The sequence below is a fragment of the Mesorhizobium sp. M1E.F.Ca.ET.063.01.1.1 genome (assembly GCF_003998155.1).
Taxonomy (GTDB): Bacteria; Pseudomonadota; Alphaproteobacteria; order Rhizobiales; family Rhizobiaceae; genus Mesorhizobium.
The window spans coordinates 21,634-37,031 of the sequence record NZ_RZSC01000004.1; the positions used below are offsets into that span (position 1 = coordinate 21,634).

Genomic DNA, 15,398 nt, shown 5'->3' on the forward strand with positions numbered 1-15,398 from the left:
GGCATGAACGACCTTGGCGTCATCGATCGCTTCATGGAGACCTTCATCCGCTACATCGACAGCGGGTTCGGTCTGCTATCGGGCGACCTCGCCTTCCTCACTACCATTCTGATCGGCATTGACATCACACTTGCCGGCCTGGCGTGGGCGCTCGGCGACGAAACCAGCGTTCTCGGCCGGCTTGTCCGCAAGGTGCTCTATGTTGGCGTCTTCGCCTTCATTCTGAACAATTTCAAGAACCTCGCCGATATCGTTTATCGTTCTTTTGCCGGTCTCGGGATTAAGGCGTCGGCCGGCAATCTGTCGGCAGACAATCTCTTGCGCCCGGGCCGCATTGCCGCGACCGGTTTCGAAGGTGCTTGGCCAATGCTTGACCAAGCCAGTCAGCTCCTGGGCTTCCCGGAAATCTTCGGCAACGCACTGACCATCTTCGTGCTGCTGATGGCCTGGTTCCTGGTTATCATCGCCTTCTTCATCCTTTCCATCCAGCTTTTCATCACCATCCTAGAGTTCAAGCTCACCACGCTGGCAGGTTTTGTTTTGGTTCCATTCGCACTTTGGAACCGTTCAGCGTTCCTGGCCGAACGCGTGCTCGGCCATGTTATCTCGTCAGGCATCAAGGTGATGGTGCTCGCCGTCATTGTCGGTATCGGCTCCACGCTCTTCGGGGAGTTCGCTTCCGCATTGCAAGGCAAGGAGCCGGATCTTGCCGGTGCCATGTCCCAGGTACTGGGCGCACTGGCACTGCTTGGCCTTGGCATTTTTGGGCCGGGGATCGCGTCGGGTCTTGTCTCAGGCGCACCGCAGCTTGGGGCGGGCGCCGCCCTCGGCACGACCGCGGCGGCAGCGGGTGTATCACTCGTTGCTGGAGGCACAGCATTTGCTGGCGCGCGTATGGCAACCAGCGGCGGTCTCGCCGCCATCCGAGCCGGCACAACAATGGGATCGGCTGCTTCCACGTCATGGCAGATCGGGCGCGCAACCTCGCCCGACGCTGGCCTCTCCGGTGTGGCTGCTGGAATGCATGGTGTAACCAGTGCAGCTGGCGGCGCCGCTATACGCATAGCGCGATCCGCCACTGCAAGTGTTGGGCGCAACGCCGATGCCGGGCGCGATGCCGCGTGGACCGCGACCGGCGGCGCGCCGACAGCGTCAATGACCGAACGCTCTGCCGGTTCGGCCACTGTTTCGGCGCCGACGTGGGCAAGGCGCCTACGTTCTGAACAGACCGCCCGGGCAAATCGCCACGCTGCCATGCAAGCTGTCCGAGACGGAGACCGGCCGGGAGGCAGCGCCAACCCCTCTCTCAACGACAAGGATGACTAGATGCTCTTCAAGCGACCCGTGCACCGTTACGGCAAAACACCCGAACCGGTCACGCCGTATCAAAAAGCCGCCCAACTGTGGGACGAGCGCATCGGCTCATCTCGACTGCAGGCCAGGAACTGGCGGATCATGGCCCTTGGCTGCCTGGCCTTGGCGACCGGGCTTTCCGGCGGACTCGTATGGCAGTCGATGCAAAGCCGTGTCGTGCCTTATGTCGTCGAGGTCGATGGCTTCGGCGAGACGCGCGCCGTCGCGCCGGCGGTCCGGAATTATGAGCCCTCGGATGCTCAGATCGCCTGGCATCTCGGCCGCTTCATCCAGAATGTCCGTTCCGTTTCCACCGATCCGGTTTTGGTTCGGCAGAACTGGTTGGCAGCGTACGACTTTGCTAGCGATCGCGCAGCGCTCTTCCTCAACGAATACGCCAAGGCGAACGACCCCTTCGGTCAGATCGGAACGCGCAGTGTTTCGGTACAGGTCACCAGCGTGGTCAGAGCCTCCGAAAGTTCATTCCAGGTCAAATGGACCGAGCAGGTGTTTGAGCGCGGAAGCCTTGCCAGCACGATGCGCTGGACTGCGATCCTCACGATCGTGATCCGCTCGCCAAGCAATACGGATCAGCTGCGCAAGAATCCGCTCGGCGTCTTCATCAATGCCATTGACTGGTCACGCGAGCTCGACAGCGCCGTCCCAGCCCCCCTTTCTCCGACGGAGTCCACCAATGAAAGGTAAAATGTCACCGATTCGTGCCGTGCTGATCCTATCGGTGTCGGCAGCGGTCGTTTCCGCTTGTGCATCGAAGAAGGTGCCGCCGCCTGAGATTTCCTATGACGCTGCCGACTTCAAACCGGCCGCGATCGAAAAAGCGCCGGAGAGGCCGATTAGAATTGTCGAGGTGCCAAAACCACTGCCGCTGCCTGGCCAAATGCAGCCCGAGCCCGGCAAGGCCGAGGACAAGCGCCCTCCTGAAGAACGCGTCGCTGATGCCAACAAAGCCGCGACCCAGCAACCCACCAAGTACGGGTATGTTAATGCAGTGCAAGTCTACCCCTTCACCGATGGCGCGCTTTATCAACTCTATGCCGCGCCGGAGCGCGTGACCGACATCGCTCTGCAGCCGGGCGAGAAACTAACCGCCGTGTCGGCTGGCGACACCGTGCGCTGGGTCATTGGCGATACCGCAAGCGGCACCGGTGACAATCAGCGCACCCATGTTCTGGTAAAACCCTTCGCGCCGGGTCTTGCCACCAATGTCGTCATTACGACGGACCGGCGGACCTATCATTTGCAGCTTCAAAGCACCGAGAAGACCGCAATGGCGGCAATCTCCTGGACCTACAGCCAAGACCAGATCATCGCGCTTCGCCAGCGCAATGCTCAAGCCGAGGCAGTTACACCGGTCGCGTCGAACATCGCGCTCGAAAACCTTCGCTTTCGCTACTCAATCAGTGGCGACACACCGCCCTGGAGACCGACGCGAGCCTTCGACGACGGCAGCAAGGTCTATATTGAGTTCCCTCGTCGCATAGATCAGGGCGAGGCGCCACCACTCTTCATCGTCGGCGCAGATGGGAGCAGCGAGCTCGTCAACTATCGCGTGCGCGGCAACTATTACATCGTCGATCGGCTCTTCGCCGCGGCCGAACTTCGCCTCGGCACCAAGCGGCAGCAGGTGATCCGCATCAGCAGGATTGACGGCAGGCAACCGCAACGGCGGATCTCGCTCTTTCGCGGCAGCCGGCGAGGTGAGGGCTCATGATCGAAAATTCCCGCTCTGGCATCCCGCCGAAACTGGATCCCGAGGAACTGCAGCTTCGGGCCTCTCCCCGCCGCGTGGTGCGGTTCAGGCGCGGTGTGATCATCGCTATCGCAGCGCTCGGATCCGGCGCTGTCTTCGGCGTTACCATGATCGCCCTCCAGGGGCCGGCCCTTCGCATCAGGGATCAGGCGGAAGATCTCTACAACACTGAGCGCAAACCAACCGCCGAGGGACTCGATACGCTTCCCCATGACTATTCCGGCATGAAGCCAAAGCCTCCCGTCCTTGGGCTACCTTTGCCGGGCGACCTCGGCCGCCCCATCCTCGAGCGGCAGCGCCAGCTCGGCATCGTGCCGGGCCAAGACATCTCGGCCGAGGAGCAGCGTCTAGCGCAGCAGGCGATCGAAGCGCGTGAATCGCGGGTGCTTTTCCGCGTCGAAAATCGAGCTCAACAGACAGATGTCGGAGAGAGCGTGCAAACTGCTCAGCATCCATTTGAGGCGCTTCCCCAATCCGAAGCAGGACGCGCGTCAGCCTCGGTGGCGGCGGCGGAAGGCGACCAGAACAATCAGCAGCGAAAGCTTGATTTTCTCAGCCAGCGGAGCACTGGCGGGATCTACAATCCGCATGCGCTTCAGACGCCGATCTCGCCATATCAACTGATGGCTGGCAGCGTGATTGCCGCCAGCCTGATCACCGGCATCAATTCCGATTTGCCGGGCCTTGTCGTCGCGCAAGTCACCGAAAATGTGCACGACACGGTCACGGGCAACATATTGCTGATTCCGCAGGGCTCACGTCTTATCGGCGTCTACGACAGCGTCGTCGCGTTCGGGCAAAAGCGAGCGCTGCTGGTCTGGCAGCGCATTCTGCTGCCCGACGGCTCGTCGGCCGAAATCGACAATCTGCCCGCGAGCGACACCGCCGGCTACGCAGGGCTGGAAGACAAAGTCGATTTCCACACTTGGCAGATGATCAAGGGAGTGGCGCTTGCCACATTGCTCGGTGTCGGCACAGAATTCAGCCTCGGCGAAAACGAGAGCGATCTGGTCAAGGCGATCCGGGAATCAGCCCAGCAGAACGCCAGTCGAGCCGGCCAGCGCATCACCGAAAAAAACCTCAATATCCAGCCCACCATCGTCGTCCGCCCAGGTTGGCCACTGCGCGTCATCGTGCACAAGGACATCGTGCTGCGGCCATACGCCAGTTGAGCAGGAGTTATCATGGCTGACCTGAAACTTGGAAAACTTCCGGACCGAACAGCTTCGAAGATCACCATTACCGTCAGCGCGGAGCTGAGCCAAACACTCAAGGAGTATGCTGCACTTTACCGTCAGACCTATGGTCAGTCTGAAACCGTGGCAGAACTCATCCCTTTCATGCTGGCGGCGTTTCTGGAAGGCGACCGAGCCTTTGCCAGGGCCAGAAAAGAACGTCTGCCGACGGAGCTTGCCGGAAAATCGTGACTCCTCCGCTAGGGCAGCTGGAACATTGCCTAGCTGTCGCGACCTACCTGCTCCTCGCGAAGCATAGGATCAAACCCCTTGGAATGTAGGTATGCGCAAGAGAGGATGTGGAAGGAGATACCGCGCAACAGCCTAAGTTTGCATTTTCGATTTGATGCGGTAGTCGCCTATGAGCGGTCAAAACGAACGCAGCTGGTTCGCCGATCGACCAAACGGCGAGCGCACTGTGCTTTGCTCAGACCGCCACCGAGTGCCTCGCCGTTCCCCCTTTGAAATATGTATCGAACTTGGCCGCGATGGTTCGAATGAAGGGGCGACTTTCAGTCCGTACGAGGAAACTGTCACCATCGAATTCAAGCGCTCGGGCAGGATCGTGGAGTGCGATGGACCTCGAGCGATGAAGGAGCTGCTCGCCGGCTTTGCCGAACCGCTCCACCAGATCGACTGCCGAGAAGGCAAAATCACACATCAGCCGCTCGATGATCCAGCCACGGACGCGATCGTCGTCGGAAAGGGCAACGCCGCGGACGGCAGCCAACCCGCCATCCGCAACCATGCGCCCGTACCCGGCAGTCGAAGCCATGTTTTGCACGTAGCCTTGGCGAAAACGACCGATGGACGAAGGGCCAAGTCCGATCAGTGTCGGGCAGCGATCCTCAGTGTAGCCCTGAAAATTGCGATGCAAAACCCCTGCGCGGGCCGCTATGGCCAGCGCATCGTCGGGCTTCGCGAAATGATCGAGTCCTATTGCCTCATATCCCTTGGCGACAATTGCCCGCGCCGCGAGTTGAGATTGGGCGAAACGCTCAGTGGGACTCGGCAGCCATGCCTCGTCGATCATCGTCTGATGCTTCTTGAACCAGGGCACATGTGCGTAGCCGAACAGGGCCATCCGGTCTGGCTCCAAGGTCAGTGCCTGCGCCACCGTGGAACAGATCGTCTCGCGTGTCTGATTCGGGAGCCCGTAGAGCAGGTCCAGATTGACCGATTCGACGCCCCGCGAACGAACCCCGTCGACGACTGCCTTGGTCTGCAAAAAACTCTGCTCACGATTAATTGCTTTTTGCACTTGCGGATCGAAATCCTGCACGCCGAGGCTCGCCCGGGTTACGCCGATTTGAGCAAGTGCATCAAGGCGCGCCTTGTCCATGTCGTTGGTTTCGATTTCGATGCTGACCGTAGCATCCGGGAGAAAGTCGAAGCTGTCCCGCAAGGCCGCTCCAAGAGCAACCATATCATCGGGCCTCAGAATAGTTGGCGAACCGCCACCGAAGTGGATTGCACGGACATGTGCCTTGCCGCTCAGCAGACCGGCAATCGTGACGATTTCGGCATTCAGCGAGCGCAGATAAGCGGCCACCGGCTCATATTGGTGCGTCTGCTTGGTGTGGCAGGCGCAGAACCAGCAGAGCTTGTCGCAGTAAGGAATGTGCAGGTACAGCGAGATTTCGTCGCCGCTTTCCAGCGTCTCCAACCAGCCACGGTAAATGGCAGCATCGATCCCCGAATGGAAATGCGGCGCCGTCGGATAGCTGGTGTAGCGTGGGACGTTCTCGCTGAGTTTGACAGCTATTTCCGATTGCATCTCGCGTTCACCGTGTTGCCCGCCGGAACACTGCACGCATCGCTGAAGCAGACCCTGATCTCGATCAGCCGCGCTCATGGACAAACCGCCGCAGGATTTCTCTACCCTGGATGGGTATCCTGCCGGCAGTTAGGATCGGGTAAGGCGAACGCATGACCTTTCGGCAAGACATTCATAGTTCCGGCATTCCTGTTCTTTGCTTCCCTTGCGAGGCACGGCGTCGCGGTGTCTGCGGTGCGCTCGATCCAGACAATTTGGTTGGGCTCGCCAAGACTTGCTCGCGTCGCCGGATCGAGTCAGGAATGGAGTTGACCGGCGAGGCACAGAACGTCGACAGCTACTCCAACGTGCTTTCAGGCGTTGTAAAGCTATCAAAGAGCCTGTCGGATGGGCGCCAGCAGATCGTCGGTCTCCAGTTTGCACCGGATTTTCTGGGACGTCCTTTCAAGGTGGAAAGCTCGATCAATGCGGAAGCGGCAACAGCAGTCACGCTGTGTTCGTTTCCGCGAGCGGCCGTCGAACGGATGATGAAGGCGTCACGGGAATTCGAGCATCGCCTGCTCAAACAGACGCTGAATGAACTCGATGAGGCGCGCGAGTGGATGGTGACGCTGGGGCGCAAGACAGCTCCGGAAAAGGTAGCGACTTTTCTCCTCATGATGGCCCGGAATATCGATTCCAGTCTCGATGCGGCTTCCGGGTCGGCGTCCTTCGATCTGCCGCTGACGCGTGTCGAAATGTCTGATTTCCTTGGAATCACCAACGAGACCGTGAGCCGCCAACTGACGCGATTGCGGGCTGACGGGGTGATTCGGATTGAGAACGCACGCCATGTGACGGTGGACAGCATAAGCCGTCTGGAGAAGCGCTGTGGCGGCGGACGCGAGCGGCCCTAAGCGGCGAGGCCATGTCGCATGACTCCGGGGCGGGCCGTGTTTGCCTTTTAATGCGATGTTGCCGCGCCTTCGACGAAGCGGCGTCACGGTCGAGACAAACAGCTTTCGGGCTTTGATAGGAACGTGACCAATCGCCAGGTGTGTTTCGGCACATACCGGCGAAGCATGGTCCTTAATCTGCCACGGCTCGGCGGAACGATCGCGTTCGTTTCCAATGGGATCCGAACAACGTTTGGCAGGGCATCGGCAATAGCATCCAACGCGCGCAGGGCCTCAGCTTTCGCCTCAGCGATCGCGTCTGCGCCCGCCCAACCCAGGGAACGCCTTCCATGAGGGGGGTGAGCCCGCGCTGCGTTCCTCGTTCATTCGCCACCTGCTGATTGCGCCGCCGACACAAAATCTTGCGGCCTGACATAGATCAGGGCGAGGGGGCGGCGGCTGCGCGATTAGTGCGCTGCGGATTTGGCATCCACCAGATTCGAGATCGGGATCTGCAATGAAATTCGGCACAGAGATCGTCCTTCTAAGCGTGTTCGCTTTTGCGGCCCTGGTGGCCGCCGGCTTCGGCGTGGATGAACCTTTCCGCCGACACATGTGGGTGTTGTTCTTCGCAGTGGCTGGTTTCACTGCGATCCTGTTGCGCAACACGGAGTTCAAGCCAGCAGCTCCGATTGACCCATCCGCTTACATGGATGGTCCGATCCGCTACGGCGCGATCGCCACCGTGTTCTGGGGTGTCGTCGGCATGCTGGTCGGCGTGGTGATCGCGCTGCAGCTCGCCTACCCCGATCTCAACATCCAGCCCTGGTTCAATTTCGGTCGTTTGCGGCCGTTGCACACATCCGGTGTCGTCTTCGCCTTCGGCGGCAACGCGCTGCTTTGCACGTCTCTGTATGTCGTGCAGCGCACCTGCCGCGCCCGCCTCTTCGGCCGTGATCTGGCCTGGTTCGTCTTCTGGGGCTACCAGCTGTTCATCGTCATGGCCGCGACCGGCTACCTGCTCGGCATCACCGAGGGCCGCGAGTACGCCGAACCCGAATGGTATGTGGATGTCTGGCTGACCATCGTCTGGGTCGCCTACCTCATTCTGTTCCTTGGCACGATCCTGAAGCGCAAGGAACCGCATATCTACGTGGCCAACTGGTTCTACCTGTCGTTCATCGTCACCATCGCGATGCTGCATGTGGTCAACAACCTGTCCATACCAGTCTCGTTCCTGGGCTCCAAGAGCTACTCCGCCTTTTCAGGGGTCCAGGACGCCTTGACGCAATGGTGGTACGGCCACAACGCGGTCGGCTTCTTTCTCACCGCCGGCTTCCTCGGCATGATGTATTATTTCGTGCCCAAGCAGGCGAACCGGCCAGTCTATTCGTACCGGCTGTCGATCGTCCATTTCTGGGCGATCATCTTTCTCTACATCTGGGCCGGGCCGCATCACCTGCACTACACCGCCTTGCCCGATTGGGCGCAGACGCTCGGCATGGTGTTCTCGATCATGCTGTGGATGCCGTCCTGGGGCGGCATGATCAACGGCCTGATGACGCTGTCCGGCGCCTGGGACAAGCTGCGCACCGATCCGATCATACGCATGATGGTGATGGCCGTCGCCTTCTATGGCATGTCGACCTTCGAAGGCCCCATCATGGCGATCCGGGCGGTCAATTCGCTGTCGCATTATACCGACTGGACGATCGGCCACGTCCATTCGGGCGCGCTCGGCTGGGTTGGCATGATCTCGTTCGGCGCAATCTACTACATGGTGCCGAAGCTCTGGAACCGGCAACGGCTCTACTCGTTGCGGCTGGTCACCTGGCATTTCTGGCTGGCGACACTTGGTATCGTTGTCTACGCCGCGGTGATGTGGGTATCCGGCGTCATGCAGGGCCTGATGTGGCGCGAATACGACGAGCAGGGCTTCCTGGTCTACTCCTTCGCCGAGACCGTCGCCGCCATGCACCCCTACTATGTCATGCGCGCCATCGGTGGGGCCATGTACCTCTCCGGCGCGCTGATCATGGCCTGGAACATCACCAGGACCATCCTCGGCCACCAGCGCGAGGAGGAGCCGATGCCGAGCCCCGTCGCCATCCGACCTGCGCGATCAGGAGCCAGGTAATGGGCTTGATGGACAAACACGCAATCATCGAGAAGAACGCCACGCTTCTTCTCGTTGGCTCGCTGCTCGTGGTGACGGTCGGCGGCATCGTCGAGATCGCGCCTCTCTTCTATCTCGACAATACGATCGAGAAGGTGGAAGGCATGCGCCCCTATTCGCCGCTCGAACTTGTCGGGCGCAACATCTATATGCGCGAGGGCTGCTACCTCTGTCATAGCCAGATGATCAGGCCGTTCCGCGACGAAGTTGAGCGCTATGGCCACTACAGCCTAGCTGCCGAGTCCATGTACGATCACCCCTTCCAGTGGGGATCGAAGCGCACCGGGCCGGATCTCGCCAGAGTTGGCGACCGCTACTCGAATGCATGGCATGTCGCGCATCTTACCGACCCGCGCTCGGTGGTGCCGGAATCGATCATGCCGAGCTATGGGTTCCTGAAAGACACGCCGATCGACGTGAAGGATTTCTCAACGCATCTGGTCGCCAACAGGCTTGTAGCCGTCCCTTACACCGATGACATGATCGTCCACGCCAATGCGGATCTGGCGGCGCAGGCCGATCCCAATGCCGACACATCAGGCCTTGAGGCGCGTTACCCAAAAGCCAAGATCGGCGACTTCGACGGCAACCCGCAACAGGTCACCGAAATGGATGCCCTGCTCGCCTACCTGCAGATGCTTGGCACACTGGTCGACTTCAAAAATTACGACGAAGCCGCCGGCTACCGCTGAGGAGAACGCTGATGACCTACAATTTGATGCGGGCGTTTGCCGACAGCTGGGGCCTGGTTGCGATGGCGCTGTTCTTCGTGGGGTGCATCGCCTTTGCCCTACGCCCCGGCAGCCGAAGGCTGGCCGACGAAGCGGCCCGCATTCCGCTCGAGGACGAGTGATCATGAGCGACGAGCATATCGATGAAATCTCTGGCGTCTCGACCACCGGCCACGAATGGGATGGCATCCGGGAGCTGAACAACCCGCTTCCCAGATGGTGGGTTATCACCTTTTACGTCACCATTGTCTGGGCGATAGGCTACACCATCGCCTATCCAGCATGGCCTCTGTTGCACTCGGCGACGAAGGGTGTGCTCGGCTATTCCAGCCGCAACGAGGTCAGGAACGAGCTGACTGCGGCTGAGGCCGCCAAGGGCAAATATATCTCGGCGGTGGAGTCCAAGAGCGTCTCGGAGATCTCCGCGGACGACGGCCTGCGCGAATTCGCAATCGCCGCCGGTGGCGCCGCTTTCAAGGTCAATTGCGTACAATGTCACGGCTCCGGCGCCCAAGGTTCCAAGGGCTTTCCCAATCTCAACGACGACGACTGGCTATGGGGCGGCAAGGCCGAGCAGATCCAGCAGACGATTACGCACGGCATCCGCTTCGCATCCGATCCGGACACGCGCCTGTCGGAAATGCCGGCCTTCGGCGACATCATTACCGCCGACCAGATCGCACAAGTCAGCGCCTACGTGGCCAGCCTTTCCGGCAAGGTCCGCGATGCAAGTCTGATCCAACCCGGCGCCAAGGTCTTTGCCGAGAACTGCGTCGCCTGTCACGGCGACAATGCAAAAGGCAACAGGGAATTCGGCGCCCCCGACCTGACCGATGCGATCTGGCTCTATGGATCCGGTGAGACAGCCATCGCCGCACAGGTCCGTGCGCCAAAACAGGGCGTCATGCCGGCCTGGGTTGGCCGTCTCGGCGAGATCAAGGTCAAGGAACTTGCAGTTTATGTCCATTCGCTTGGCGGCGGAGAATAGGAATGGAAGTCCTATTCTTCGGTCCCCCCTGCCAAGCGGACGAGGCCCGGCGTGAGCCGGGCCTCGACACCATCCCTAATGCGATCTGCACAACCCGGCAAGGCTATCCTACCGCGAGGCTTTACGACAGGTGCCCCTGACATTGGCTGGGAAAGTGGAGTTGCACATGCGTGATAAGACGCAGTTGACACGGCTCGAAACAGAAACTGTCAATTCCGCCAAAACCCGCAAGCCGCTTTATGCCGCGCGTCAAAAGATCTTTCCGAAGCGCGCCTCGGGCAACTTTCGTCGCTTCAAATGGCTGGTGATGACGATCACACTTGGCATCTACTACCTGGCTGCGTGGCTGCCTTGGGCTCGCGGTCCATTTGCCCCGGACCAGGCAGTCCTGCTCGATCTCGCGAACCGGCGCTTCTACTTCTTCTTCATCGAGATATGGCCCCAGGAATTCTTCTATGTGGCCGGCCTCCTGGTCATGGCGGGCGTCGGTCTTTTCCTGATCACCTCGACTGTCGGCCGTGCCTGGTGCGGCTATGCATGCCCTCAGACGGTGTGGGTCGATCTGTTCCTCGTCGTCGAACGTGCGATCGAGGGGGACCGCAACGCCCGCATGAAACTTGACGCAGGTCCCTGGACCGCGCGCAAGCTCATGCTGCGTGTGTCCAAGCACACCATCTGGCTGGTCATAGGGGCGGCGACTGGCGGCGCCTGGATCTTCTACTTTGCCGATGCACCGACGCTGCTCGGCGAGCTCTTCACCGGCACTGCGGCGCCCGTCGCCTACATCACTGTCGCCGTCCTGACGGCTACCACCTACACGTTCGGCGGTCTGATGCGCGAACAGGTCTGCACCTATATGTGCCCGTGGCCCCGCATCCAGGCGGCCATGCTCGATGAAAATTCCCTCACTGTCACCTACAATGACTGGCGCGGCGAACCGCGTTCGCGCCACGCCAAGAAGGTGCTGGCCGCAGGCCAGCCCGTGGGCGACTGCGTCGACTGCAATGCCTGTGTCGCGGTCTGCCCGATGGGGATAGACATTCGCGACGGCCAGCAGCTCGAATGCATCACTTGCGCGCTCTGCATCGACGCCTGTGACGGCGTCATGGACAAGCTCGGCAAGGAGCGTGGGCTGATCGCCTATGCGACGCTCTCCGACTACAACGCCAACATGATGCTGGCGACTGCAGGCGGGTCCAGCTCAGTCAATCCATCGCTGATCAGGACCGCTGATGGCCTGTTCTCCGACAAGGTGGCGCATTTTCACATCCGCAAGATCTTTCGGCCGCGCACCTACGTCTACATGGGCTTGTGGTCGCTGATCGGCCTCGGCCTGCTCTATTCGCTGCTGACGCGCGATCGGCTCGAACTGAACGTATTGCATGATCGCAATCCCCAGTTCGTCACGCTGACCGACGGATCCATCCGCAATGGCTATACCGTCAAGCTGCTCAACATGATCCCCGAGCCGAGGACGATCGTCGTAACCATGCAGGGCCTTGAAGGCGCTGACATGGTCGTCGTCGGCGACGACATCCCCGCAGGCCGTTCCTTCGCCATTCCGGTCGAACCCGACCGCCTGAAAATGCTGAGGGTCTTCGTTCGCCAGCCGGCGGACCAGATCCGCGCTCCGGCACAGACCTTCAAGTTCCGCGTCGAGGACAGAGCCAGCTTTGAGTCGAACGAGTACACCGCCACCTTCAACGCGCCGGAGCCCCTCAGATGACTGCCAATGTACAAAAGCCTCGTGAATTCACCGGCAGGCACATGCTGGTCATCATCCTGGCCTTTTTCGGCGTGGTCATCGCAGTCAATCTGACCATGGCAACGCTCGCCAGCACAAGCTGGACTGGCCTCGTCGTCGAAAACACCTATGTGGCGAGCCAGCAATTCAACAAGAAGGCCGAGGAAGGACGGGCGCAGGCAGCACTTGGCTGGACCGGCAAGCTGACCATCGCATGGGGCGAAGTTCGCTATGGCCTCGCCGACGTCGCCGGCAAGCCGGTTCCCTTGCACGGCGTCAAGGTGCTGTTTCGCCATCCCGCGTACGAGAAGGAGGACAAGTCGGTCACCCTCGCACCCGCCTCGGGCCAGGAATTCGCAGCCCAGCACATGCCGAAGGACGGCGTCTGGATTGTCGAAGTCGACGCCGACGCCGGTCTGGACAAACCGTATCGCGACGTCCGCCGGATCATGATTTCCAATGGAGCGCTGCAATGAGTTGTTGTGCACCGGGCGCCGAAATGGCGCTTGATCTGGTCAACACCGGATCGGTCCTGCCGTCCAGCCAGGAGATCAGGCTGGCGAGCCGATCGCTTGGCGATGATCTTCACCAGACCGATCTTTCAGTACCGACGGTTCATTGCGCAGGCTGCATCCAGACGATCGAGACGGCGCTGGGAAAGCTCGATCGCGTCGAGAGCGCCCGCGTCAACCTGTCGACGAAACGGGTCTCTGTCCGGTGGCGTGGTGACGAGGTCCCACCGTTCGTCGTCGCGCTTGGGCGGCTAGGCTACCAGGCGCATCTCTTCCCTTCCGAGGTCGGCGACAAGGACAGGACGTTATCGGATTTGATCCGCGCGGTCGCGGTTGCCGGCTTTGCGGCGGGCAACATCATGCTGCTTTCGGTCTCGGTCTGGTCCGGCGCCGAAGGTGCTACCCGCGACCTGTTTCACTGGGTCTCGGCGCTGATCGCCATTCCTGCCCTCGCCTTCGCCGGCGGCATCTTCTTCCGTTCGGCCTGGAATGCTTTGCGCCATGGCCGCATGAATATGGACGTGCCGATCGCGGTCGGTGTTTCGCTCGCCTACGCCATGAGCCTCTACGAGACGATCAACCATGGCGATCACGCCTATTTTGACGCGTCGGTATCGCTGCTGTTCTTCCTGTTGATCGGCCGCACGTTGGATCACGTGATGCGCGAACGTGCCCGGACCGCTGTGAAAGGCCTGTCCCAGTTGGCCGCACATGGCGCCATGGTGCTGCGCAGCGACGGCGCGCGCGACTATTTGCCGGTCGGCGAGATCGAACCAGGCATGCGGTTGTTGATCGCAGCCGGTGAGAGGATCCCCGTCGACGGCAAGATCATCCAGGGAACGTCGGATCTCGACTGCTCGCTGGCCTCAGGCGAAAGCACGCCGAAAAACGTGGCGCCGGGCGAAGCAGTTCAGGCCGGCGTGCTCAATCTTACCGGCCCGCTGACGATTGAGGCGACAGCCGCCGCGAAGGATTCGTTTCTGGCGGAAATGGTTCGTCTTATGGAAGCCGCAGAGGGCGGCCGCGCGCATTATCGCCGGATCGCCGATCGCGTTTCAGCGCTCTATGCCCCGGTGGTTCATCTCACAGCCTTCGCGACGTTCCTTGGCTGGATGGCGGTGACCGGCGACTGGCACCGGGCGATAACCATCGCCATTGCCGTTCTGATCATCACCTGCCCGTGCGCGCTCGGCCTCGCCGTACCGATCGTTCAGGTGGTCGCCGCGCGGCGCCTGTTTGAGAACGGCATCATGGTAAAGGACGGTTCTGCCATGGAGCGCCTGGCGACGATTGATACAGCGGTGTTCGACAAGACCGGAACGCTCACGCTCGGCCAGCCCCGGCTGGTCAATGCATCGTCGATCGATCCGGCCATGCTGGCAGTCGCGGGAGACATGGCTACGCATTCCCGCCATCCTTTTTCAAAGGCCATAGCCGGTTTTGCCCATCCCGGCGGGCAGTACAAATTTGATGCCGTCACCGAGCATCCAGGGTTTGGAATCGAAGCCACTGGAGCCGGAAGCACCTGGCGGCTAGGCCGACGCGGATGGGCTGGATGGAGAGCCCGGACCGGTGGTGAAGGCAAACATGGCGGAACCGTGCTGACAAAAGACGGGTTCATTGTCGCGACCTTCGATTTTGAGGACGCGCTGCGCGCAGACGCCAAGGCGGCGATCGGGCAATTGAGCCATGCCGGGGTGTCAGTGGAAATGCTGTCGGGCGATACTGCGGGTGCCTGCGGTGAAGTCGCAGAAATGCTGGGTGTCAAGGACTTCGTTCCGTGCCTGCTGCCATCCGGCAAGGTCGAGCGCATCGAGACCCTGGCGAAAGACGGACACAAGGTTCTGATGGTTGGCGACGGCCTCAACGACACGCCGGCGCTCAGCGCGGCGCATGTCTCGATCGCTCCAGCTACCGCCGCCGACATTGGCCGCAATGCCGCCGACTTCGTATTCCTGCGCGAAAGCCTTCTGGCAGTGCCTCTCGCGCTGGACGTCTCGCGCAAGGCGGGACACCTGATCCGCCAGAACATCGCGATTGCGATCGTCTACAATGCGGTGGCAGTACCAATCGCCATCCTCGGGCACGCCACGCCTTTGTTAGCGGCGATTGCCATGTCTGCCTCATCGGTGCTTGTTATTGGAAACGCATTGCGCTTGCACGGCTTCGGGGCGAATGCGACGCTGCAAGTTATTCAAAAAGTCGGACGCTCCGCAGTCAGCTATTCGGCATAATC

14 protein-coding genes are annotated in these 15,398 nt (G+C 60.8%); 13 read left to right on the forward strand and 1 reads right to left on the reverse strand.

What is annotated here, in order from left to right; translation table 11 throughout:
• The first annotated feature begins 3 nt into the window (after window positions 1–3).
• Genes trbL through EOA29_RS01300 form a run of 5 tightly spaced genes read left to right on the forward strand, consistent with a single transcriptional unit; the run spans window position 4 to window position 4,551 of the window.
• Window positions 4–1,326 (forward strand): P-type conjugative transfer protein TrbL, encoded by a 1,323-nt coding sequence (gene trbL, locus EOA29_RS01280; RefSeq protein WP_126057783.1) that lies wholly within the window; start codon window positions 4–6, stop codon window positions 1,324–1,326.
• Window positions 1,327–2,058 carry a conjugal transfer protein TrbF gene (gene trbF / locus EOA29_RS01285; protein ID WP_126063930.1) on the forward strand — a complete coding sequence of 244 codons (732 nt, stop codon included), beginning with the start codon at window positions 1,327–1,329 and terminating at the stop codon, window positions 2,056–2,058. It begins immediately after the preceding gene.
• Window position 2,059: 1 nt separating this feature from the next.
• Window positions 2,060–3,085 carry a P-type conjugative transfer protein TrbG gene (gene trbG / locus EOA29_RS01290; protein WP_127232321.1) on the forward strand — a complete coding sequence of 342 codons (1,026 nt, stop codon included), beginning with the start codon at window positions 2,060–2,062 and terminating at the stop codon, window positions 3,083–3,085.
• Complete coding sequence (locus EOA29_RS01295; protein WP_126057785.1) at window positions 3,082–4,296, forward strand: TrbI/VirB10 family protein; 1,215 nt, start codon at window positions 3,082–3,084, stop codon at window positions 4,294–4,296. Before trbG ends, EOA29_RS01295 begins: the two co-directional genes overlap by 4 nt.
• A 12-nt stretch (window positions 4,297–4,308) precedes the next feature.
• Window positions 4,309–4,551, forward strand: a complete 243-nt coding sequence (locus EOA29_RS01300) for a DUF2274 domain-containing protein (protein WP_126057786.1) — start codon at window positions 4,309–4,311, stop codon at window positions 4,549–4,551.
• A 235-nt stretch (window positions 4,552–4,786) separates the two neighbouring features.
• Here the strand turns inward: EOA29_RS01300 and hemN are convergent, their stop codons facing one another.
• Entirely contained in the window at window positions 4,787–6,136 is a 1,350-nt protein-coding gene (gene hemN / locus EOA29_RS01305) for an oxygen-independent coproporphyrinogen III oxidase (protein ID WP_126059321.1), read from the reverse strand.
• 152 nt (window positions 6,137–6,288) lie between these two features.
• Here hemN and EOA29_RS01310 point away from each other — a divergent pair, with 152 nt between their 5' ends.
• The 8 genes from EOA29_RS01310 to EOA29_RS01345 all read left to right on the forward strand — a co-directional run bounded on the left by EOA29_RS01310 (window position 6,289) and on the right by EOA29_RS01345 (window position 15,396).
• Complete coding sequence (locus tag EOA29_RS01310) at window positions 6,289–7,032, forward strand: Crp/Fnr family transcriptional regulator (RefSeq protein ID WP_126057787.1); 744 nt, start codon at window positions 6,289–6,291, stop codon at window positions 7,030–7,032.
• Window positions 7,033–7,528: 496 nt separating this feature from the next.
• Window positions 7,529–9,148, forward strand: a complete 1,620-nt coding sequence (ccoN, locus tag EOA29_RS01315; protein WP_126057788.1) for a cytochrome-c oxidase, cbb3-type subunit I — start codon at window positions 7,529–7,531, stop codon at window positions 9,146–9,148.
• On the forward strand, window positions 9,148–9,879 hold the full coding sequence (gene ccoO, locus EOA29_RS01320) for a cytochrome-c oxidase, cbb3-type subunit II (RefSeq protein WP_126057789.1): 732 nt from the start codon (window positions 9,148–9,150) through the stop codon (window positions 9,877–9,879). Before ccoN ends, ccoO begins: the two co-directional genes overlap by 1 nt.
• An 11-nt stretch (window positions 9,880–9,890) precedes the next feature.
• Window positions 9,891–10,040, forward strand: coding sequence for a cbb3-type cytochrome c oxidase subunit 3 (locus EOA29_RS01325; protein WP_024502864.1), 150 nt, complete (start codon window positions 9,891–9,893; stop codon window positions 10,038–10,040).
• A 2-nt stretch (window positions 10,041–10,042) separates the two neighbouring features.
• Window positions 10,043–10,906: a cytochrome-c oxidase, cbb3-type subunit III gene (gene ccoP, locus EOA29_RS01330; RefSeq protein ID WP_126057790.1), complete on the forward strand. Its 864-nt coding sequence runs from the start codon at window positions 10,043–10,045 to the stop codon at window positions 10,904–10,906.
• Window positions 10,907–11,072: 166 nt separating this feature from the next.
• A complete protein-coding gene (ccoG, locus tag EOA29_RS01335) occupies window positions 11,073–12,632 on the forward strand; it encodes a cytochrome c oxidase accessory protein CcoG (RefSeq protein WP_126057791.1) in 1,560 nt (519 codons plus the stop codon).
• Window positions 12,629–13,126, forward strand: a complete 498-nt coding sequence (locus tag EOA29_RS01340) for a FixH family protein (protein ID WP_126057792.1) — start codon at window positions 12,629–12,631, stop codon at window positions 13,124–13,126. Before ccoG ends, EOA29_RS01340 begins: the two co-directional genes overlap by 4 nt.
• On the forward strand, window positions 13,123–15,396 hold the full coding sequence (locus EOA29_RS01345) for a cation-translocating P-type ATPase (RefSeq protein WP_126059322.1): 2,274 nt from the start codon (window positions 13,123–13,125) through the stop codon (window positions 15,394–15,396). The genes EOA29_RS01340 and EOA29_RS01345 overlap by 4 nt, the downstream gene beginning before the upstream one ends.
• The last annotated feature ends 2 nt before the right edge of the window (window positions 15,397–15,398 follow it).